The sequence below is a fragment of the Streptomyces sp. NPDC001513 genome, from assembly GCF_042894695.1.
Taxonomy (GTDB): Bacteria; Actinomycetota; Actinomycetes; order Streptomycetales; family Streptomycetaceae; genus Streptomyces.
The window spans coordinates 41,300-59,839 of sequence record NZ_JBIAVU010000005.1 but is presented as its reverse complement, the minus strand read 5'-3'; the positions used below and the strand labels follow the sequence as shown (position 1 = coordinate 59,839).

23 protein-coding genes are annotated in these 18,540 nt (G+C 72.0%); 4 read left to right on the top strand and 19 right to left on the bottom strand.

Features of this window, described 5'->3' with window-relative positions; genetic code table 11:
• Positions 1 to 6 precede the first annotated feature (6 nt).
• Both ACFYZ4_RS12200 and mshA read right to left on the bottom strand, forming a co-directional pair.
• On the bottom strand, positions 7 to 498 hold the full coding sequence (locus tag ACFYZ4_RS12200) for a YbjN domain-containing protein (RefSeq protein WP_351296735.1): 492 nt from the start codon (positions 496 to 498) through the stop codon (positions 7 to 9).
• Entirely contained in the window at positions 491 to 1,873 is a 1,383-nt protein-coding gene (gene mshA, locus ACFYZ4_RS12195; RefSeq protein WP_384347542.1) for a D-inositol-3-phosphate glycosyltransferase, read from the bottom strand. Before mshA ends, ACFYZ4_RS12200 begins: the two co-directional genes overlap by 8 nt.
• Positions 1,874 to 2,210: 337 nt before the next feature.
• Between mshA and ACFYZ4_RS12190 the strand changes: the two genes are divergently transcribed.
• The 3 genes from ACFYZ4_RS12190 to ACFYZ4_RS12180 all read left to right on the top strand — a co-directional run bounded on the left by ACFYZ4_RS12190 (position 2,211) and on the right by ACFYZ4_RS12180 (position 6,169).
• Entirely contained in the window at positions 2,211 to 3,044 is an 834-nt protein-coding gene (locus ACFYZ4_RS12190) for a class I SAM-dependent methyltransferase (RefSeq protein WP_384347540.1), read from the top strand.
• 251 nt (positions 3,045 to 3,295) lie between these two features.
• Entirely contained in the window at positions 3,296 to 4,426 is a 1,131-nt protein-coding gene (locus ACFYZ4_RS12185) for an NlpC/P60 family protein (RefSeq protein WP_390783847.1), read from the top strand.
• Between the two features lie 333 nt (positions 4,427 to 4,759).
• Entirely contained in the window at positions 4,760 to 6,169 is a 1,410-nt protein-coding gene (locus tag ACFYZ4_RS12180) for a PP2C family protein-serine/threonine phosphatase (RefSeq protein ID WP_384347534.1), read from the top strand.
• Between the two features lie 38 nt (positions 6,170 to 6,207).
• Here the strand turns inward: ACFYZ4_RS12180 and ACFYZ4_RS12175 are convergent, their stop codons facing one another.
• The 7 genes from ACFYZ4_RS12175 to ACFYZ4_RS12145 form a co-directional block, all read right to left on the bottom strand.
• Positions 6,208 to 6,552 carry a DUF2516 family protein gene (locus ACFYZ4_RS12175; protein ID WP_390783846.1) on the bottom strand — a complete coding sequence of 115 codons (345 nt, stop codon included), beginning with the start codon at positions 6,550 to 6,552 and terminating at the stop codon, positions 6,208 to 6,210.
• 142 nt (positions 6,553 to 6,694) lie between these two features.
• Positions 6,695 to 7,261, bottom strand: a complete 567-nt coding sequence (locus ACFYZ4_RS12170; RefSeq protein ID WP_351296750.1) for a hypothetical protein — start codon at positions 7,259 to 7,261, stop codon at positions 6,695 to 6,697.
• 17 nt (positions 7,262 to 7,278) lie between these two features.
• Positions 7,279 to 7,695 carry a helix-turn-helix transcriptional regulator gene (locus ACFYZ4_RS12165; protein ID WP_351296753.1) on the bottom strand — a complete coding sequence of 139 codons (417 nt, stop codon included), beginning with the start codon at positions 7,693 to 7,695 and terminating at the stop codon, positions 7,279 to 7,281.
• Positions 7,696 to 7,805: 110 nt separating this feature from the next.
• Positions 7,806 to 8,153, bottom strand: a complete 348-nt coding sequence (locus tag ACFYZ4_RS12160) for a DoxX family protein (protein ID WP_390783845.1) — start codon at positions 8,151 to 8,153, stop codon at positions 7,806 to 7,808.
• Positions 8,154 to 8,287: 134 nt separating this feature from the next.
• Positions 8,288 to 9,058, bottom strand: a complete 771-nt coding sequence (locus tag ACFYZ4_RS12155) for a putative protein N(5)-glutamine methyltransferase (protein ID WP_351296812.1) — start codon at positions 9,056 to 9,058, stop codon at positions 8,288 to 8,290.
• A 34-nt stretch (positions 9,059 to 9,092) separates the two neighbouring features.
• The gene (locus ACFYZ4_RS12150) at positions 9,093 to 10,337 is read right to left on the bottom strand and encodes a GNAT family N-acetyltransferase (RefSeq protein ID WP_390783844.1); all 1,245 of its coding nucleotides are present in this window, start codon (positions 10,335 to 10,337) and stop codon (positions 9,093 to 9,095) included.
• A 46-nt stretch (positions 10,338 to 10,383) separates the two neighbouring features.
• Positions 10,384 to 10,983, bottom strand: a complete 600-nt coding sequence (locus ACFYZ4_RS12145; RefSeq protein ID WP_351587152.1) for an AmfC protein — start codon at positions 10,981 to 10,983, stop codon at positions 10,384 to 10,386.
• A gap of 136 nt (positions 10,984 to 11,119) precedes the next feature.
• Here ACFYZ4_RS12145 and dtd point away from each other — a divergent pair, with 136 nt between their 5' ends.
• The gene (dtd, locus tag ACFYZ4_RS12140) at positions 11,120 to 11,545 is read left to right on the top strand and encodes a D-aminoacyl-tRNA deacylase (RefSeq protein ID WP_351296765.1); all 426 of its coding nucleotides are present in this window, start codon (positions 11,120 to 11,122) and stop codon (positions 11,543 to 11,545) included.
• Positions 11,546 to 11,576: 31 nt separating this feature from the next.
• On the opposite strand, the gene ACFYZ4_RS12135 is transcribed toward dtd, so the two are convergent.
• The 10 genes from ACFYZ4_RS12135 to ACFYZ4_RS12090 all read right to left on the bottom strand — a co-directional run bounded on the left by ACFYZ4_RS12135 (position 11,577) and on the right by ACFYZ4_RS12090 (position 18,498).
• Positions 11,577 to 12,545 (bottom strand): YgfZ/GcvT domain-containing protein, encoded by a 969-nt coding sequence (locus ACFYZ4_RS12135; protein ID WP_384347521.1) that lies wholly within the window; start codon positions 12,543 to 12,545, stop codon positions 11,577 to 11,579.
• Between the two features lie 21 nt (positions 12,546 to 12,566).
• Positions 12,567 to 13,028: a Fur family transcriptional regulator gene (locus ACFYZ4_RS12130; RefSeq protein WP_351296771.1), complete on the bottom strand. Its 462-nt coding sequence runs from the start codon at positions 13,026 to 13,028 to the stop codon at positions 12,567 to 12,569.
• 98 nt (positions 13,029 to 13,126) lie between these two features.
• The gene (locus ACFYZ4_RS12125; RefSeq protein WP_030157076.1) at positions 13,127 to 13,699 is read right to left on the bottom strand and encodes an FABP family protein; all 573 of its coding nucleotides are present in this window, start codon (positions 13,697 to 13,699) and stop codon (positions 13,127 to 13,129) included.
• A gap of 281 nt (positions 13,700 to 13,980) precedes the next feature.
• Entirely contained in the window at positions 13,981 to 14,946 is a 966-nt protein-coding gene (locus ACFYZ4_RS12120; RefSeq protein WP_390783843.1) for a hypothetical protein, read from the bottom strand.
• A complete protein-coding gene (locus ACFYZ4_RS12115) occupies positions 14,943 to 15,770 on the bottom strand; it encodes a hypothetical protein (protein WP_351296777.1) in 828 nt (275 codons plus the stop codon). The genes ACFYZ4_RS12120 and ACFYZ4_RS12115 overlap by 4 nt, the downstream gene beginning before the upstream one ends.
• Complete coding sequence (locus ACFYZ4_RS12110; RefSeq protein ID WP_384347514.1) at positions 15,767 to 16,471, bottom strand: hypothetical protein; 705 nt, start codon at positions 16,469 to 16,471, stop codon at positions 15,767 to 15,769. Before ACFYZ4_RS12110 ends, ACFYZ4_RS12115 begins: the two co-directional genes overlap by 4 nt.
• 200 nt (positions 16,472 to 16,671) lie before the next feature.
• The gene (locus ACFYZ4_RS12105; RefSeq protein ID WP_189973161.1) at positions 16,672 to 16,935 is read right to left on the bottom strand and encodes a DUF3099 domain-containing protein; all 264 of its coding nucleotides are present in this window, start codon (positions 16,933 to 16,935) and stop codon (positions 16,672 to 16,674) included.
• Positions 16,936 to 17,048: 113 nt separating this feature from the next.
• Positions 17,049 to 17,339: a DUF1416 domain-containing protein gene (locus ACFYZ4_RS12100; RefSeq protein WP_030718391.1), complete on the bottom strand. Its 291-nt coding sequence runs from the start codon at positions 17,337 to 17,339 to the stop codon at positions 17,049 to 17,051.
• A 53-nt stretch (positions 17,340 to 17,392) separates the two neighbouring features.
• A complete protein-coding gene (locus tag ACFYZ4_RS12095) occupies positions 17,393 to 18,238 on the bottom strand; it encodes a sulfurtransferase (protein WP_351296783.1) in 846 nt (281 codons plus the stop codon).
• A gap of 176 nt (positions 18,239 to 18,414) precedes the next feature.
• A complete protein-coding gene (locus ACFYZ4_RS12090; RefSeq protein ID WP_350206375.1) occupies positions 18,415 to 18,498 on the bottom strand; it encodes a putative leader peptide in 84 nt (27 codons plus the stop codon).
• Between the last annotated feature and the right edge of the window lie 42 nt (positions 18,499 to 18,540).

Here is an 18,540-nt window from a genome sequence, read left to right as displayed (position 1 = left end):
GCCCGGTTACGACGGCTGCGTCAGGTGTTTGAAGGCGTCGAGGTTGAAGGTCGGTTCGCCGCGGGAGACGCGCCACTCGTACTCGCGGCGGATCGCGCTCGCGAAGCCCAGCTCCAGCAGGGTGTTGAAGGAGCCGTCCGCCGCCTCCAGGACCGTGCCGAGGAGGCGGTCCAGTTCCTCGGCGGTGACGACCGACAGCGGGAGCCGGGCCGTCAGGTAGACGTCGCCGAGGCGGTCCACCGCGTACGCCATCCCGAACAGCTTGAGGTTGCGCTCCAGCAGCCAGCGGTGGACGCCCGCCTCGTTCTCGTCGGGGTGGCGAATCACGAAGGCGTTCACCGAGAGGGAGTGCTTTCCGACCCGGAGCGAGCAGGTGGTGCTCAGCTTGCGGGTGCCGGGGAGCTGGACGACGTACGTGCCCGGGGAGGGGCTCTCCCAGCTCAGTTCCGCGCCGGTCAGGGTCGCTTCGATGATCCCGGCGGTGTCAGCGTCAGCCATGGTGGGAGCGTACGCGACGGCGGTGATCATGCATGGCCGCCGTGTAGACGTCGGCCGTACCGCTCGCCGCGGTGTCCCAGCCGAAGAACTGCGCGTGCCGCGCCGCCTCGGCGCCCATCCGGTCCGCGAGCCCGGGCTCGTCCACGAAGCGCCGCAGCTGCCGCGCGTAGTCCGCCGGGTCGTGACCGGGTACGAGGATGCCGGTGACCCCGTCGTTGACGGCGACGGGCAGGCCGCCGACCGCGGCCGCGAGCACCGGCGTACCGGCGGCCTGGGCCTCGATCGCGACGAGCCCGAACGATTCGCTGTACGAGGGCATGACCAGCACGGACGCCGCCCGGAACCAGTCGGCGAGGCCGTCCTGCGCCACCGGCGGGTGGAAGTGCACGAGGTCGGCGATGCCGAGCTTCGCGGCGAGCTTCTGCAGGCCCTCCGGCTTGGCGAGGCCGCTGCCGCTGGGGCCGCCGACGACGGGGACGAAGAGGCGGCGGCGCAGCGAGGGGTCCTGGTCGACCATGACGGCGACGGCGCGCAGCAGGATGTCGGGGGCCTTCAGCGGCTGGATCCGCCCGGCGAAGAGCGGGATGACGGCGTCCTGCGGCAGACCGAGGCGGGCGCGGGCGGCGGCCCGGCCGTCGCCGACCGTGAAGCGGTCGAGGTTCACGCCGGGGTGGACGACGGCGACCTTGCCGGGGTCGGCCTCGTAGTGCCGGACGAGTTCGTCGGCCTCCTCGGCGGTGTTCGCGATGAGGCGGTCGGCGGCGGCCACGATCTGGGTCTCGCCGATGACGCGGGCGGCGGGTTCGGGGGTGTCGCCCTCGGCCAGCGCCGCGTTCTTGACCTTGGCCATGGTGTGCATGGCGTGGACGAGGGGCACGCCCCAGCGTTCGGCGGCGAGCCAGCCCACGTGGCCGGAGAGCCAGTAGTGGGAGTGGACCAGGTCGTAGTAGCCGGGTCGGTGGCCGGCCCAGGCCTGCATCACGCCGTGGGTGAAGGCGCACAGCTGGGCCGGGAGCTCCTCCTTGGCGAGGCCTTCGTACGGGCCCGCGTCCACGTGCCGTACGAGGACCCCGGGGGCCAGCTCGACCACGGGCGGCAGCCCGCCGGTGGTGGCCCGGGTGAAGATCTCGACCTCGATGTTGATCGCGGCGAGGCGCTTGGCCAGCTCGACGATGTAGACGTTCATGCCGCCGGCGTCGCCCGTGCCGGGCTGGTGCAACGGTGAGGTGTGCACGCTGAGCATGGCCACGCGGCGCGGCTTGCGGTGGTGGCCCACGGCGGGCAGGCGCAGTCGCGGCGGCTCGTGGCGGGTGGCACGGGCGGCGGCGAGGCGGCCGCTGAGGCTGCCGCCGAGGCGGGACACGTACTGGCTCAAGGGAGCAGTTCCTCTCGGCTCGGACGGCTCGGACGGGATGCGCGAAACGCTCGGACGGCATGACGGGCGGCCTGACGGCCTGGTGGGGCAGCCTGACGGCCCGGTGGGGCAGCCTGGCGGGGCAGCCGGACGGCCTGGTGGGGCAGCCCGGCGGTGCCTGTGGCGGCATGACTGGATGGCATGCCTGCGAGGGCGCGGGAGGCGCCCTGCAAGGAGTGCAACCCGGATGGCCGTCCCCCGCATTCCGGGGTCTCCGGTTTTCCTTGCGGTTTCCCCGTTTTTCTCGGGGCACCGCCGGATTTTCATGCGACGCGGGCGCTCCGCTTACCCTCGGCTCATGGCCTCCCGCACCACCCCGCCCACCAGCCGCGCGCCCGGTCGTGCCCCTGGCCGCCCCGTGGGCTCGGTGACGCGCGGGACGACGAATCCCAACCGGTTGCGCCGGATGGACCGCTGGATCGCTGCCACGCACGGGGCCGCGCTGCGCCGCGCGGAGGCCCCGGTCGCGGTCGACCTCGGCTACGGGGCCGCGCCGTGGACGGCGGTGGAGCTGCTGGCGCGGCTGCGGGAGGCGGCGCCGCGGGTGCGGGTGGTCGGCATCGAGATCGAGCCGGCGCGGGTGGCGGGGGCGAAGCCGTACGAGCGGGAGGGGCTGAGCTTCCGGCACGGCGGCTTCGAGGTGCCGCTGGACGGCGGGGCGCGTCCCGCGCTGATTCGCGCGGCGAACGTGCTGCGCCAGTACGACGAGGAGCAGGTCGCGGAGGTGTGGGCGCGGCTGTGCGCGCGGCTGGCGCCGGACGGGCTGCTGGTGGAGGGGACCTGCGACGAGATCGGGCGGCGGCACGTGTGGGTCGCACTCGGTCCGGAGGGGGCGCGCACGGTGACGTTCGCGACCCGGCTGGGCTCCCTGGAGCGCCCCTCGGACCTGGCGGAGCGGCTGCCGAAGGCGCTGATCCACCGGAACGTGCCGGGCGAGCCGGTGCACGCGTTCCTGCGCGACTTCGACCGGGCGTGGGCGGCGGCGGCCCCGTACGCCTCGTACGGGGCGCGGCAGCGCTGGATCCGCACGGCGCGGGCGCTGGCCGTCGACTGGCCGCTCGCGGACGGGCCGGGGCGGTGGCGGCAGGGGGAACTGACGGTGCGCTGGGAGGCGTTGCGCCCGGTGGGGTGACAGCGGTGCCGGTGGGGAGCCGGGGGCACGGGGTGAGGAACCGGGGATACGGGTGGGGAACCGGGGGTGCGGGTGGGGCGTTGATCCGTGAGGGGCAGGGGCACGGCGTCCGTTGGGGCGGACAAGATCGGAAAGACATCCACAAGGGTGTCGGAATTCATCGACTCGTGGCACCATCCCGATGGCAGTGGGAAGTTACTGATGAATAGTCAGATCTGATACGAGGTCTGACACGGGTGCCTGGGGGGACCATGGGGACCGTAAAGCGACGACGAGGCGCAAGCTCGCTCGTGCTGTTGTGCGCGATGGCGATACTGACGGCGCCCGGTCTCGCGACGGGCATGGCGTACGCGGCGCCGAGCGCTCCCGCCACGCCTGGCGCGCCCACCGCACCCACCCCACCGGCCTCGCCCCGGGATCCCGCCGCTCCGCTGCCCGGACCGGGCGGCAAGTCCCTCGAACAGGTCCGCAAGGAAATCGACGAGCTGTACCGGCAGGCGGGCACCGCCACGGACGCCTACAACCTCGCCGAGGCCGAGACCAAGGCCCAGTCGGAAAAGATCGTCGAGATCGCCAACCTGGTCGTCGCCGGCCAGGAGCGGATCACCACCCTCAAGAGCCGTGCGGGCGCGGCCGCCCGCGCCCAGTACCGTTCGGGCGGCCTGCCGCCGGGCGCGCAGCTGGCCCTGAGCGACAGCCCGGGCCAGTTCCTCGACGGGGCGGGCCGGCTGCGCCAGGGCGAAAAGGCCGCCTCGGATCTCCTCTCCGAACTGAGCCGGACCCAGAGCGAGTTGCAGCGGTACGCCCAGGAGGCGAGTGACCGCTGGAAGACGCTGGAGGCCAACCGGATCAAGCAGGAGGACTCGAAGAAGCAGATCCAGGAGAAGATCAAGGCGGCGGAGGAGCTGGAGAGCAAGCTGGAGGCCGAGGAGAAGGCCCGGCTGATCCAGCTGGAGCAGGAAGCCCAGTACAAGGCGCAGACGGCGTGGCTGTCGACGGGCGCGATGAAGGACGTCAACGGCAAGGCGACGGACGCCGGCAAGCGGGCCGTGCAGTTCGCCACCGCGCAGATGGGCAAGCCGTACGAGTGGGGCGCCGAGGGCCCGAGCTCGTTCGACTGCTCCGGGCTGACCTCGCAGGCCTGGCTGGCGGCGGGCCGGGGCATCCCGCGCACCTCGCAGGAGCAGCTGCGGCTGCTGCCGAAGGTCGCGCTCAAGGACATGCGCCCGGGCGACCTGATCATCTACTTCGACGACGCGACCCACGTCGGCATGTACGTCGGCGACGGCGCGATGGTCCACGCCCCGCGCCCCGGCCGCAACGTGACGATGGCGGGCGCGGGCTCCATGCCGATCAAGGCAGTGGTCCGCCCCGACGCGTAGCCCCTGGCGGGGAGCCGGACTGTTCTCGCCGGCCCCGGCGACGCTCGTGCGGCCGGGCCGGGAGACCGGGGCTCCGCCCCGGACCCCGGTCCTCAAACGCCGGACGGGCTGGATATGCGCGCCGAGGCAACCACGGAGGCGGGGAAGACGTCTCGCTAGACGGGACGGACAGCGGCCCCACCGTGACCTTTGTCATCAGTGAGGCCGTTTTTCCCCCGCGATAACGGCATATGCCGGAGGCCCCGACGCAGAACGGCATTCCGCTCGCCGGGCCGGGACCGCTAGGGTCTGCGGACGAGCGCACCCTCGGGGGGAGGGAAGGAACCGGAGACGATGTCCGTACCCGTACCGCGGCAGAGGGACACCCCGGCCACGGAGGGCGGTCAGGCCGTTCTGCACACTGCCGCACCGCCCGCCGCCACTGGCACTGCCACCGCCGTCGCGCAAGCGACTCCGCAGGCGACCCCGCAAGCAACTCCGCAGGCGACCCCTCACACGATCCCGCTGACCCTCCTGGTCATCGAGGACGACCCGGCCGGCGGTCTCACCGTCCCCGAGATCCTCGACGCCGACGGCCACCGCATCCGGCTCCGCACCGCCCGCAACCTCACCGAGGCCGAGCGGCTGCTCACCCCCGACGTGCACTGCATCCTCCTCGACCTGTCCCTCCCGGACGCCAGCGCCCGCATGGCCGGAGTACCGGCTGTAGCGGCCGTACCGGCCGTACCGGGAGCCGCGGCCGCCGGCGCCGGCACGGCCACCGCCGTGGACCAGCTCGCCGCCCTGCGCCAGGTGCTGCGCATCGCGCCCCGGCACGCCGTCCTCGTCCTCACCGGCGAGGACGACGCCGAGCGCGCCGCCGAGGCCGTCCGCGTCGGTGCCCAGGACTTCCTCTTCCGGGACGAGCTGGACGGCCGGCTGCTGAGCCGCGCCATCCGCTACGCCGTGGAGAGAAAACGGGCCGACATCGCCCAGTACAAACTTGCAGAATCGAAACTGCGCGCCCAGGAGAACGCCCGCCTGGAACGCGGACTGCTCCCCACGCCGCTTCTGGAGGGCTCCGACCTCCGCTTCGCCGCCCGCTACCGCCCCGGCCGCAGCCGGGCCCTCCTCGGCGGCGACTTCTACGACACCGTCCGCACCCCCGACGGCACCGTCCACGCCATGATCGGGGACGTCTGCGGCCACGGCCCCGACGAGGCCGCCCTCGGCGTCGAGCTCCGCATCGCGTGGCGCGCCCTGACGCTGGCCGGCCTGTGCGGCGACGACCTGCTGGCCACCCTCCAGGAGGTCCTGGAGGTGGAGCGGCCGCACGAGGAGATCTTCGCGACGCTCTGCACCGTCGACATCGCCCCGGACGGCCGCCGCGCGGGCCTGTGCCTGGCCGGCCACCCGGCCCCGCTGATCTCCCGGCCGGGCCGCCGCGCGCGACTGCTCCCGTACGAGAACAGCGGCCCGGCCCTCGGCCTGCTGCCCAAGGCCCGCTGGCCGCGCCGCCAGGTCGAGCTGGGCGGCACCTGGAGCCTGATGCTCTACACCGACGGCCTCATCGAGGGCAGGATCGGCGAGGGCAAGGAGCGGCTGGGCCAGGACGGCATGATCGACATGATCAACCGCCACCTGGACCGCGGGCTGAGCGGCGAGGGCCTGCTGGAGGCCTCCGTCACCGAGGCCCGGCGCCTCAACGGCGGCGAGCTCACCGACGACGTGGCCGTGGTCCTGCTCTCCCGCGCCGAGGGCTGACCGCCGGCGGCACGGGGAACGGGAGCACGGCCGGGGCGCTAGCGCCCGCCGTTGTAGGGCCCGTACGGCCCGTCACTGCTGCTGCCGCCGCGCCGGCCGCCGCGACCGCCGCCCGAGACCTGCTTGAGCGCGGGGCGTACGTCGACGAAGAACACGATGGTCGCGACCAGACCGGCGATCTGCAGGAAGAGCATCCCCAGCAAGGCGTCCACCAGGACGGTGATGCCGAGGATGACCAGCCAGAAGGTCTTGGTCTGCTTGTCGGCCGCCCGGTACGCGTCCTCGCGCGCCAGCAGCGCTATCACGAAGGCCGCGACGGCAAGCAGCAGCATGGCGTACCCGAACAGCGGGAGCACGCCCCGATCGAACCCGTCCATCAACATCGCTTCGACCGCCTTCTCATGCCTCTGCTTCGCACTTCCGATGCCGCCCGACTCCACGCTACCGGCCCGGGCGCCCTCATGAACTTCAACGGGCCGGGCCCCTGAAGGGTGCCCGGCCCGTCGTCGCTCATGCGGTTCCGGTTCAGCTCGCGTCGTCCGCCGTGACGGCGGCCTTCTTGGCCGAGCCCCTGCGCGCGGTGGACTTCTTCGCGGCCGGCTTCTCCTCGTCGGCGGCCCCGGCCACCGGCTCGGTCCCGGACGGCGACGAGGCGGCCGGCTCGGCCGCCGCCTCCGGCTGGGGCTCGACGGCCACGGCGATGTCGACGATCTCCTCGGAGAACTCGCCCCGCCAGGTCCGCACGGCCTGCTCGCCGTGCTCGGCGACCTTGTCGTACGTCTCCTTGGCGCGCACCGCGTACTCCGCGGCCACGCCGACACCGCGCAGCGCCAGGTCCTGGGCGGTCTCCCCGAGCTTCTTCGGGTCGATCGCGCCGAACACCTCGGCGACCTTGGCGGTGAGCGCCTCCTGCACGGCCTTCGGGTCCGTGTTCTTCACGGCCTCGATGCGCGCGGGGGCCTCGGCGCGCAGCTGCTCGATCAGCTCGGGCACCTTCTTGGCCTGCTGCACGGCGAGATCGGCCGTGCCGGCGGCGAAGTAGAGGGGGGTGGGGTCGGTGAGGGTCTTCTTCAGGTCATCGGCGATGGCCATGTGCTGGTCCTCCCGGATCAACTTCGGTTCGTCTTCGACGGCATCTCGTCGGCGGGTTCGGCGGGTGCGGCGGGTGCGGCAGGCACGTCGAGCGCGTTCTCCTTGCGGAACGACTCGTAGATCTGGAGCAGCACCTGCTTCTGCCGCTCGTTGATGCTCGGGTCGGCGAGGATGACGGCTCGCGTCTCCACCTCGTCCGGGTCCCGCTCATCCAGGATCCCGGCCTGCACGTACAGCGTCTCCGCGGAGATCCGCAGCGCCTTGGCCAGCTGCTGGAGGATGTCCGCGCTCGGCTTGCGCAGCCCGCGCTCGATCTGGCTCAGGTACGGATTCGACACCCCCGCCGCCTCGGCCAGCTGCCGCAGCGAAAGCTGGGCCTGCCGACGCTGCTCACGGAGGTACTCGCCGAGGTTTCCGACGTTGAGCGATGCCATGCTGCGATCCTGCCCCATCGCGCTAACTATTGCAAGCACACTGCTTGCAACATCTCCCACGCACCGTCCCTCCGCCGCCGCCACCGCCGCCACCCCCGCCGCGGGGCCGCTCAGCCGTTGAAGCCGAGTGTCAGGGCGACGACCGCGGGGGCCGCGTAGATCAGCGGGAAGGCGACGTGGGCGTACGACTTCGCCCGCAGCACCGTGATCACGGCCCCGGTGAAGTACAGGGCGATGCCGATCGCGGCGGCGATGCCGAGGGCCGGTACGAACACCCCGGCCACCAGGCCCGCCGCCCCGGCCGCCTTGGCGGCGCCGAGCAGGTTCCACCACGAGCGAGGGACGCCGTACTCCACCATCGGCTCCACGACCCACGTGGCCTTGAAGAAGACCGAGGCGGCCGAGAAGGCGACCATGAACGCGCCGACCAGGGCGAAAACAACGGCGGTGGTGGACATCCGAGCTCCCCTCAGGCGGGCGCCGGTGCGGACGCGCTCCGGTCGGTTTCCCGCCTGCTTCACTCCTCTGACCCGCCGCACCGCACCGATGTGACAGGCCCGCGAAAGTTCTTTTCGACGGGCCCGCGACACCCTCAGGCCGTGCCGATCACCACCGTGGCGTACAGCTCCTCCGAGGTGACCGCGCGGACCGCGAGGCCCGCCGAGGCCAGGGCCGAGGCCGTCGACGGGGACTGCCGGGCGCTCGTCTCGATCAGCAGGTGGCCGCCCGGGGCCAGCCAGGGCAGGGCGCCCGCCGCCACCCGCCGGTGGATGTCCAGGCCGTCGCGGCCGCCGTCCAGGGAGACCAGCGGCTCGTGCTCCCGCGCCTCCGACGGCATCAGGCCGATCTCGTCCGTCGGCACGTACGGGGCGTTGACCACCAGCACGTCCACCCGGCCCTTCAGCGACTCCGGGAGCGCGCCGTACAGGTCGCCCTCCCACACCCGGCCGCCGTACGGGGCCACGTTGCGCCGCGCGTACGCCAGCGCCGCCGGGTCGATGTCCGCCGCGTGCAGCTCAGCGCCGCCCGGCAGCTGCGAAGCCACCGCCGCGCCCAGGGCGCCCACCCCGCAGCACAGGTCCAGCACCACCGCACCGGGCCGGGCCAGCGCCACCGCCTCCCCGACCAGGAACTCGGTGCGCCGGCGCGGTACGAACGCCCCCGCGCCCACCTCCACGCGCAGACCGCAGAACTCCGCCCAGCCCACCACGTGTTCCAGCGGTTCGCCGCCCACCCGGCGGGCCAGCAGCTCCGCCAGGTGCCCGTCGTCCCGGGCCGCCCCGGTCAGCAGCTCCGCCTCCTCCTCGGCGAAGACGCAGCCGGCGGCGCGCAGCGATTCCACAAGTGACGTCACGTACCTCAGTCCTCAGTTTTCCGATCACGGGGAACGGTACGGCTCAGAAGATGTCCGGGCACCACGGGCGGCGCGCCGTCCGGAACACCGCGTCCGCGAGCGCGACCGCGCCCGGCCGCTCCTCCGTGATCCGCCCGAGCGCCGCCAGCCGCACCGCGGACTCGTCGCCGAGGTAGAGCGAGCCCAGTGCGGACACGTCCAGCCGCAGGTCCGCCGCCGCCTCGGTCCGCTCGCACGCGCCGGTGCCCGCGTCCAGCCGGTAGCGGCCGGCCGCCGGCCCCGACGCGTCGGTGACCTCCAGTACGAGCTCTCCGGGCACCTCGTACGTCCGCGCGCTCAGCGCCCGTACGACGTCCAGCACCCGCACCCACAGGAAGTCCGCGCAGGTGACGATCCGGGCGGACCGCGGGTCGGGCAGCAGCTGCGGGACGAGGTCGTCGGGGGCCCGGTAGCCGGTGCGGACCTTCAGCACCCAGTCGATCGAGCACAGGAAATGCCACAGCGCCCGCTCCGCCTGCGGGGTGAGCGCCAGCAGGTTGTGGACCTGCACGGTGTTCTGCGGGACCTTCGCGTCCGTCCAGTGGTCGTCGGCCCGGTACGTGACCAGTCCGGCCGGCTCCCCCTCCGCCGTGCGGTAGACCGCGAAGAACTTCTCCTGGTACTGGCGCCACGAGACCTGCTCCAGGCCGGTCGTCATGCGCCACCAGCGCTCGCCGCGGTCGATCATGCCGGGGGTGCGCGCCCGCAGCCGCTCGTGCAGCTCCGGGCCGATCTGCCGGACCTCGGCCTCGTCCACGAGGTCGATCCGCCCGCCGTCCGCGGGCACCGACAGCCGCGGGTCCAGACCGGTGCGCGGTACGTCGATCTCCCATTCGGCGAGGGAGGTGGCGGGCCCGAAGCCGTACCGCCCGTAGATCGGGTACTCGGCGGCGACCAGCGTCGCCAGCGCGTCGCCGCGCGCCCCGGCCGCGGCGAATTCGGCGGCCATCATCCGGGTCAGCAGGCCCTGGCGGCGGTGGGTGGGCAGCACGCCCACGTTGGAGATCGCGGTGGACGTGACGGCGGCCCCGCCGGGCACCGTCAGCTCCTGCTCGAAGGAGCGGAAGGCCGCCACGCAACGCCCGGTGTCGCTGTCGAACGCCCCCTGGGTGCGGGCGAGATCGTTGTACTTGGCCCGCATGGCCACGTCCGAGTCGGTCACTCGGGCCGCGGTCAGGAACCCGGTGTTCACGGTTCGCAGCCATTCGGGCAGCTCGGATGCGGCGATCGGCCGGACGTCAGCACTCATAGCGGGCCACGCTAATCGCCCGACCGCCGCCAGTCGCCCGAATTTCCTACGCCAGCAGGTCGTCCACCTGCGCCTCTCCCTCCCGGTAGCGCCGGGTGATCTCCACACTGCAGTCGTCCACCGTGCGCTGGAGCTGCTGCCGGCGCCGCGAGACCTGCTGCTCGTACCGCACCAGCTTCCCCATCCCGTCGTGCAGCTCGTCGTCGGTCCGGGCGCCCAGGTCCGAGAGCTCCACGTCGGCCAGCATCTCCGCCGCCAGCAGCCGGTACTCCTCGCTGTGCGGGGTGCCGAGCGTGACGTGCCGGGCGGAGGCGCTGCGGCTGGAGGGGGCGTCGGCGAGGATCACCGAGAGCCGGTCCACCACCGGCGCCTCGGGGTCCGTCCGGCGGGCGAGCTCGGGGTCGCTGCGGCGGGCGAGCTCGGCGCGCAGGATGTCGATGCGGCCCTGGAGCAGTCTGCGCACATAGCTCAGATCGGCCTCGTCGCGCTGCGCGTCACGGCGCAGCGCGCGCAGTTCCGGCAGCCCGAGCGCGGTGGTCGGGGTCGGCGTGCCCTGCGTCTCGGCCGTGCGCTGCGCGGGCGGTCGTACCGCGGCAGCTGCGATGGAAGCGGGTGAAGCAGGTACGGAGGTACCAGAAGTATTCATACGAACGAGTCCGTCCCCTCGACCGGTGCGGCGCACCCGCACCGCCTGCGTGCATGGTGCCACTCTCCGTGGCCCCGATGCAGTCCCACTCCACCCGATCGGCCCCGGACGGGTGCACTGCTGGTACACAGGTGGTATGCGAGCAGTGGTGCAGAGGGTGGACGGCGCGAGCGTCGTCGTGGGCGGCGAGACCGTGGGCGAGATCGTCGGCGAAGGACTGTGCGTGCTGGTGGGGGTGACCCACGACGACACGCCGGAGAAGGCGGCCGTACTGGCCCGCAAGCTGTGGTCGGTGCGGATCCTGGAGGCGGAGAAGTCCTGCAGCGACGTGAACGCGCCGCTGCTGGTGATCTCCCAGTTCACGCTCTACGGCGACGCCCGCAAGGGCCGCCGCCCCACGTGGAACGCGGCGGCGCCGGGCCCGGTGGCCGAGCCGCTGGTCGACGAGGTCGTGGCGCAGCTGCGCGCGCTGGGCGCGACGGTGGCGACGGGCCGGTTCGGCGCGGACATGCGGGTCTCGCTGACCAACCACGGCCCGTTCACCATCGTCATCGACGTCTGATCCCCGGGGTCCCCCATGGGGCTTGGGCCCCTCAGGGGGCCACGACGACCTCCTGAGCGGCGGCGGTCTTCCCGACCAGCAGCGGCGCATCGACGGGCACGTTCCGCTTGACCAGCGCGAGGGCGATCGGGCCCAGCTCGTGGTGGCGGACGGCGGTGGTCACGAAGCCCAGCTGGCGGCCCTCCTCCCCGTCGGCGGCGAGCCGGACCGGTGCGCCGTGGGCCGGGAGGACCACCTCGGAGCCGTCCAGGTGCAGGAAGACCAGGCGGCGCGGGGGCTTGCCCAGGTTGTGGACGCGGGCCACCGTCTCCTGGCCGCGGTAGCAGCCCTTCTGCAGGTGCACGGCGGTGCCGATCCAGCCCAGCTCGTGCGGGATGGTCCGGTGGTCGGTCTCCTGGCCGAGCCGCGGCCGGTGCGCCTCGACGCGCAGGGCCTCGTAGGCGAGGAGGCCGGCGGCCGGGCCGTGCGAGGCGGCGAAGGACTCCAGCTCGGCGCGGGGCAGGAAGACGTCACGGCCGTGCGCGGTCTCCCGTACGACGTGTTCCTTGGCGACCTCGGCGATGGAGCCGGCCGGCAGGTGCACGACCGCGAACTCCTCGGTGCGGTCGGCGACTTCGGCGCGGTAGAAGAACTTCATGGATTCCAGGTAGGCGATCAGCTCGCCCTGGGTGCCCGGCTCCACGTGCGCCCACGTGGTCTCGCCGTCGTCGACGAGGTAGAGCGCGTGCTCGATGTGGCCGTTCGCGGAGAGGATCAGCGCCTCGGTGGCCTGCCCGGCCGGCAGCTCGGTCACGTGCTGGGTGATCAGCAGGTGCAGCCAGCTCAGCCGCTCCGGACCGGTGACGGTGACGACCCCGCGGTGCGAGAGGTCGACGAAGCCGCGCCCGTCCGCGAGGGCGCGCTGTTCGCCGTACAGCTCGCCGTAGTGGGCGGCGACGCCCTCGTCGCGGCCTTCGGCCTGCACGGCGCCGGGGAGATGGAGCAAGGGGCTGCTGGTCATGGGACCAAGCGTACGACCCTGCTACGCCTGGGCGGCACGCTGTTCGGCCGCGCACTTCTTGCACAGGCCGAAGATCGCGAAGTGCTTCATGTCGGTCTCGAAACCGAAGGTGGCGCGGAGCTTCGCCGTGAACTCGCCGGCGATGTCCACATCCGCCTCGATGACGTCGCCGCAGTCGCGGCAGACCAGGTGGATGTGGTGGTGCCGGTCGGCGAGGTGGTAGGTGGGGGCCCCGTGCCCGAGGTGGGCGTGCGAGACCAGCTTGAGCTCCTCCAGGAGCTCCAGGGTGCGGTAGACCGTGGAGATGTTGACCCCGGAGGCGGTCTTGCGCACCTCGACGAGGATCTCGTCCGGAGTCGCGTGCTCCAGGGCGTCGACCGCTTCCAGCACGAGCTGGCGCTGCGGTGTCAGCCGGTATCCGCGCTGCCGCAGGTCGCTCTTCCAGTCGGTGCCGGGTGTTCCTTCGGTGCTCTCGGTGCTCACCACTCCGCCAGTGTATGTGTGCGAAGGGGACCGCGGTCGAGCCCGCGGTCCCCTTTCGTGCACAGCCTGTGGACGCCGCGCCCAGCGCGCCGGTGCGCTCAGCGGAAGAAGGCGATGCCGTCGTCCGGCATGTCCGGGAGGTTGCGCGCCATCTCGGCGACCTCCTCGGGCGTGACGACCTTCTTCAGCTGGGCCGACATGTACGGACGCAGCTCGACGTCCGGGGTGGCCTTCTCGCCGACCCACATGAGGTCGCTCTTCACGTAGCCGTAGAGCCGCTTGCCGCCGCTGTACGGGCCGGAGGCCGCGGTCCGGGCGACCGCGTCGGTGACCAGGTCGATCTGCGGCTTCTGGTCGGCGAGCTCGCCGTACCAGACCTCGACGACGCCCTGGTCGCGGACCATGACGATCTCGACCTTGCGGTCCTTGTCGATGCGCCAGTAACCGGACTCGGACTCCAGCGGACGGACCTTGTTGCCCTCGGCGTCGAGGACCCAGCTGTGGGAGGTGTACTCCAGGAAGTCCCGGCCGTCGTGGCTGAAGACGACCTCCTGGCCGAAGTTGCACTTCTCCTCACCGGGGAAGTCGAAGACGCCCGCGCCCTCCCAGGTGCCGAGGAGGAAGGCGAGGGGGACGAGGCCCGGGTTCAGGTCGGACGGGATCTGGATCATGAATGGCTGCTCAGGCGATCTGTGGGAGGGGTTCCGGGGCGGTCTGCCGAGCCGACGCTCAGCGCTGACCCTGGTACAGCTTCTTGACGGCCAGGCCGGTGAAGGCCATCACGCCGACGCAGACCAGGACCAGCAGGGAGGTGAAGACTGCCTCAAGCACGGGGTGCTCCTCGGAATCGTTTCGGGGCTGTACGGGGCCGGTCCCCAAGCCTACTGGCCCGGGGACCGGCGCACGGTGCGAGGTGGGCCGTACCGGTCTGCCCCGGCGGCCGGCCCGGCCGTCAGCTCAGCAGCTGGCTCTGCAGGATCACCGTCTGGTGGAAGGGGACGGGGGCCACTTCGCCCTTGCGGGTCTGGATGACCATGCCGAGGACGTCACCCGTCCGGAGGCAGCCGATCTTGCTCTGCTCGTCGCCGAGGAAGGGCTTCACCTCCTGGTACACGCTGAGCTCGGTGCCGTCGAAGTTGGCCGCCCCCGGGAAGTCCAGCGTGGTGCTGTTCATCTGGGTGTTCTTGGCCTTGCTCCACACGTCGTCCAGGTCGAGGGCCGAGACGCCGTCGAACCGCGCGTTGGTGTCGCAGCCCTTGAACGCGTCCACGAAGCCCGCCGAGTGGAAGCGCAGCAGGTACACGTGCGTGCGCGTGCCGTCGGCCGTCGTCCAGCCCCGGCCGACGATCTGCCGCAGCCCGTCCCATTCGAGGGACTGCTTCAGCTTCTCGCGGGTGTCGGGCGTGTACTCCGCCAGGAAGGTGTCGGGCGACACCGCCCCGTCCTTGTCCGCCTTGACCGCGTCGTCGGCCTTGGCGCCCGTGGGAGCGGGCAGCAGCAGGCCGCTGAGCTGGGCGTAGTGCGTGCCGTCCTTGTTGTCCGGGCCCTGGGGCACCGGGGCGCCGGCGGGCAGCGCGGGCCGGGACAGCGTGGGGAAGGTCCAGCGGCCGTCGTCCTCGGTGGACAGGCCGGGGACGTCGGTGCGGTCGGGCTGGGTGATCCCGTACGCGACCCCCGCGCCGACGGTGGCGAAGACGGCGACGGCGGCGGTCCAGCGCAGGGCGGCGAACAGCACCCGCCGGTCCTTGGGCGCGGCCGGCACGGCCTCCGGGGCCTCCGCAGCGGGCTCGGCCACAGCCTCGGCGGCGGGCTCGGCGGGCTCGGCGGCGGGCTCGGCCACAGCCTCGGCGGCCTCCGTGGCGGACGCGGGCTCGGGCTCGGGCGTCGGCACGGCGGCGGTCTCGGTCTGCTCGCTCACGCGGACTCCCCGGGGGACTTGATGTGGTCGAGTTGCTGCTTGAACAGGCTCGCGGCGTCCTTCACCGCGAAGCCCGTGGACCCGTACATCCGGAAGCTGACCAGGACGTCCCCCTCCACGGCCACGCAGTCGAGGACGTCGATCTTCTTCTTGTCGTCCTCCCCTCCGCTCAGCGGGGACAGCCCGCACTTGGCCTGCGGATGGCCCTCCACCTGAGGCGCCCCGTCGCCCGCCTCGGTGAGCTCGATGAGCTTCTTGGAGAACTCGGCGAACTTGGCGACCTGCTGCGGATCGGCCTGCATGAGCCGGATCTCGGCGACGGCGGAGCCGTAGCCCTCCTGCCTGGCGTAGCTGCGCCCCGCCAGGCCCTTGAGCTTCAGGTCCGCCAGCGCCTTGTCCCGCTCGGCGCGCTGGCTGCCGGAGAGCCCGGTGCGGCCGTCCTTGAAGCTCTGCAGCGCCTTCTCGCTCGGGACGTAGTAGTCGTTGCCCTCGGGGTCGAGGTCGGGGCCGAGCCAGTACTCCTTGGGCAGCGGCAGCAGCTTGGCCGTCAGCTCGTTGGGCGGCACGGACGGCACCGGGGGCTGCGTGCCCTTCGTCGTGTGGTCCTCGGCCATCCAGTACCGCGTCGGCGCGCTCCGGTCCGCGCCCGACAGCGCGGAGGCGCCCCACAGGCCGGCGCCCGCCAGTACGACGACACCCGCGGCCGCCGACACCAGCTTCAGCGTCCTGCGGTTCCCCGTGCGCACGGGCGCGGCGGTGACCGCGGGCTCCTGCCCGTCCCGGTCCCCCGCGTCGGCGGCGGTCACGTTCTGCTGCTCGCTCACAGCCGCTCCATCTGTCGCTTGGCCAGCTCGACGAGGGCCTCCTCGTCGACGTCGCCACGGTTGTTCGCCCACTCGACGACCATCACGATGTCGCCGCGGCGGACCACGGCACGGCCCTGGCGCACCGGGTGGTAGCCCGGCTTCTCGTCCGCTTCGGAGTCGATCCACATGTGGCCGAAGTCCGCCGGAACGCCCGGGAAGTCCTTGCCGTCGTTGCCCGCGTACTTCTTGGTGGGCATGTACTGCACCATGCCCGCGTAGAAGTCCTCGGCTCCGTTCCGCTCGCGGTACTGGAGCAGGTGGATGTCGATGAAGTCCCTGTCGCCCTTGGACCACCGCACATTGGCGATGCTCTTGACATGGCGGCCGATCGGGCCGAGCCCGTCGGCGGGGTCGACGAAGTAGAGCGCGGAGAACGCGTCCGGGGACACCGGACCCGAGAAGCTGTCCTTCGTGCCGCCGGGCACCTCGACCAGCTTCTTGGCGAGGTCCTCGTCCGCCTTGTGCCAGCGGTTGGCGTTGATGGAGCGCCGGCTCGTCGCGTCGTTCACGGCCGCCGGCTTCGGCGCGGCCATCTCCTGCTGGGCCAGCGGCGGCAGCGGGGTGGGCTCGCGGTGGTACTGCACCGCGTAGCCGGTGACCGTCCCGGCGAGGACGCCGAGGACGGCCGCGCCCGCGATCAGGAGGGTCGTGCGGCCCATCCGGCGGCGGGGGGCCGAAGCGTCCGATTCCGGACCGCTTTCCTCCCCTTTTCGCTGCTCAGGGATGGTCTGTTCGTGTTCCAAAAGGGTCCCCCACAAGCCTGGAGGCGCAGGTTGATTACCCGCGCGTACCCCATGACCCGCACCGGAGGGAGGCAGTTGTATGAATGCTTATTACAGTCTTATATCTGAAGGCTGCATCAATCCTCGTGACGCCGCTTTCCGTCCAGTTCGTCCCACCACTCGTCGGACTTCGGATCGCCCGAGGGGTCGTCCCACCAGCGGTCGTCCGGTCCGCGCCGGTTCGCGATCATCGCGGCGACCGGCGGGATGACCATGGCGACCACGCACATCGCCACCGCGGCCTCGACCGACCACAGGCGCACGAAGGCCCAGGCGGAGACGAAGAGGACCAGGCATCCGCCCATGAGCAGGAAATAGGCGCGCCGGCGCCGGGCGTACATGCCTCCAGAGTAGGTCCGGGACGGCACGAAGGGCCGCACCCCGTTCCAGTGGCGTCCAACCCCCTGGGGTGCGGCCCTCCGGCCGATCTGTCGAGCGATCACACGTGCGGTGCTCAGACCGCGATCGCCACGTCCGTCACACCGCCGGCCTCGGCGACCACGACGGCCCGGTCCGCCTGGGCACCCGGGACGAGCGCCCGCAGCGTCCAGGTGCCGGGAGCGGCGTAGAAGCGGAACTGGCCGGTCGCCGAGGTCGGGACCTCGGCGGTGAACTCGCCACCGCCGTCCAGCAGCCGCACGTAACCGCTGATGGGCTCGCCGCCCTTGGTCACCTGGCCCTGGATCGCGGTCTCACCGGGCTTGAGCGTCGCGAGGTCGGGCCCGCCGATCTGTGCTCCACACATGTTCTCTGTCCTGTCCTAGAGAGGTCGTACTACGGGGCGTCGCGTGCCCGGGATTACTTGTTGGGGCCGAGCTCGATCGGCACGCCGACGAGCGAGCCGTACTCGGTCCAGGAGCCGTCGTAGTTCTTGACGTTCGTCTGGCCCAGGATCTGGTGCAGCACGAGCCACGTGAGCGCGGAGCGCTCACCGATGCGGCAGTAGGCGATGGTGTCCTTCGACAGGTCGACGCCCTCGGCCTCGTAGAGGGCCTTGAGCTCCTCGTCGGACTTGAAGGTGCCGTCGTCGTTGGCGTTCTTCGACCACGGGATGTTGCGGGCGCTCGGCACGTGGCCGGGGCGCTGCGACTGCTCCTGCGGGAGGTGCGCCGGGGCGAGCAGCTTGCCCGAGAACTCGTCGGGCGAGCGGACGTCGACCAGGTTCAGGCTGCCGATCGCGGCCAGGACGTCGTCGCGGAAGGCGCGGATGGAGGTGTCCTGGGCCTTGGCCTTGTACGCGGTGGCGGCGCGGCTCGGGACGTCCTTGCCGTCGACCAGGTCGCGGGAGTCGAGCTCCCACTTCTTGCGGCCGCCGTCGAGGAGCTTCACGTCCTGGTGGCCGTAGAGCTTGAAGTACCAGAAGGCGTAGGACGCGAACCAGTTGTTGTTGCCGCCGTAGAGGACGACGGTGTCGTCGTTGGAGATGCCCTTGGCGGAGAGCAGCTTCTCGAAGCCCTCCTGGTCCACGAAGTCGCGGCGGACCGGGTCCTGGAGGTCCTGCTTCCAGTCGATCCGGACGGCGTTCTTGATGTGGTTCTTGTCGTAGGCGGACGTGTCCTCGTCCACCTCGACGACGACGACGTTCGCGTCGTTCAGGTGGGCCTCGACCCAGTCGGCGTCTACGAGGACGTCGCTGCGGCTCATGATGTTCTCCTCCGGGGCAGTGTGCGGCGGGGTGGTGCGGGTGACGCGTGCTGCGTGCCTGCGGGTGCGCTCCGGACCCTGAGCGGGGAGGCGTCAGGCGATCAGGAGGCGGGTGCGGTCACGCGGGAAGGGCCTTGGGGCCGTCGTCCGGCTGATGGAGCGGATGCGCTCACAGGTCACATGGATCGACAGAGCATGGCGGCGACGCGACACAGGTCTACTGCCCGTCGCTTCGTGAGGTCCGCCTGCTGATGCTTCATAGCCATGGATCGTAGGGACGAATCGGCCGCCCTGTCACCGGT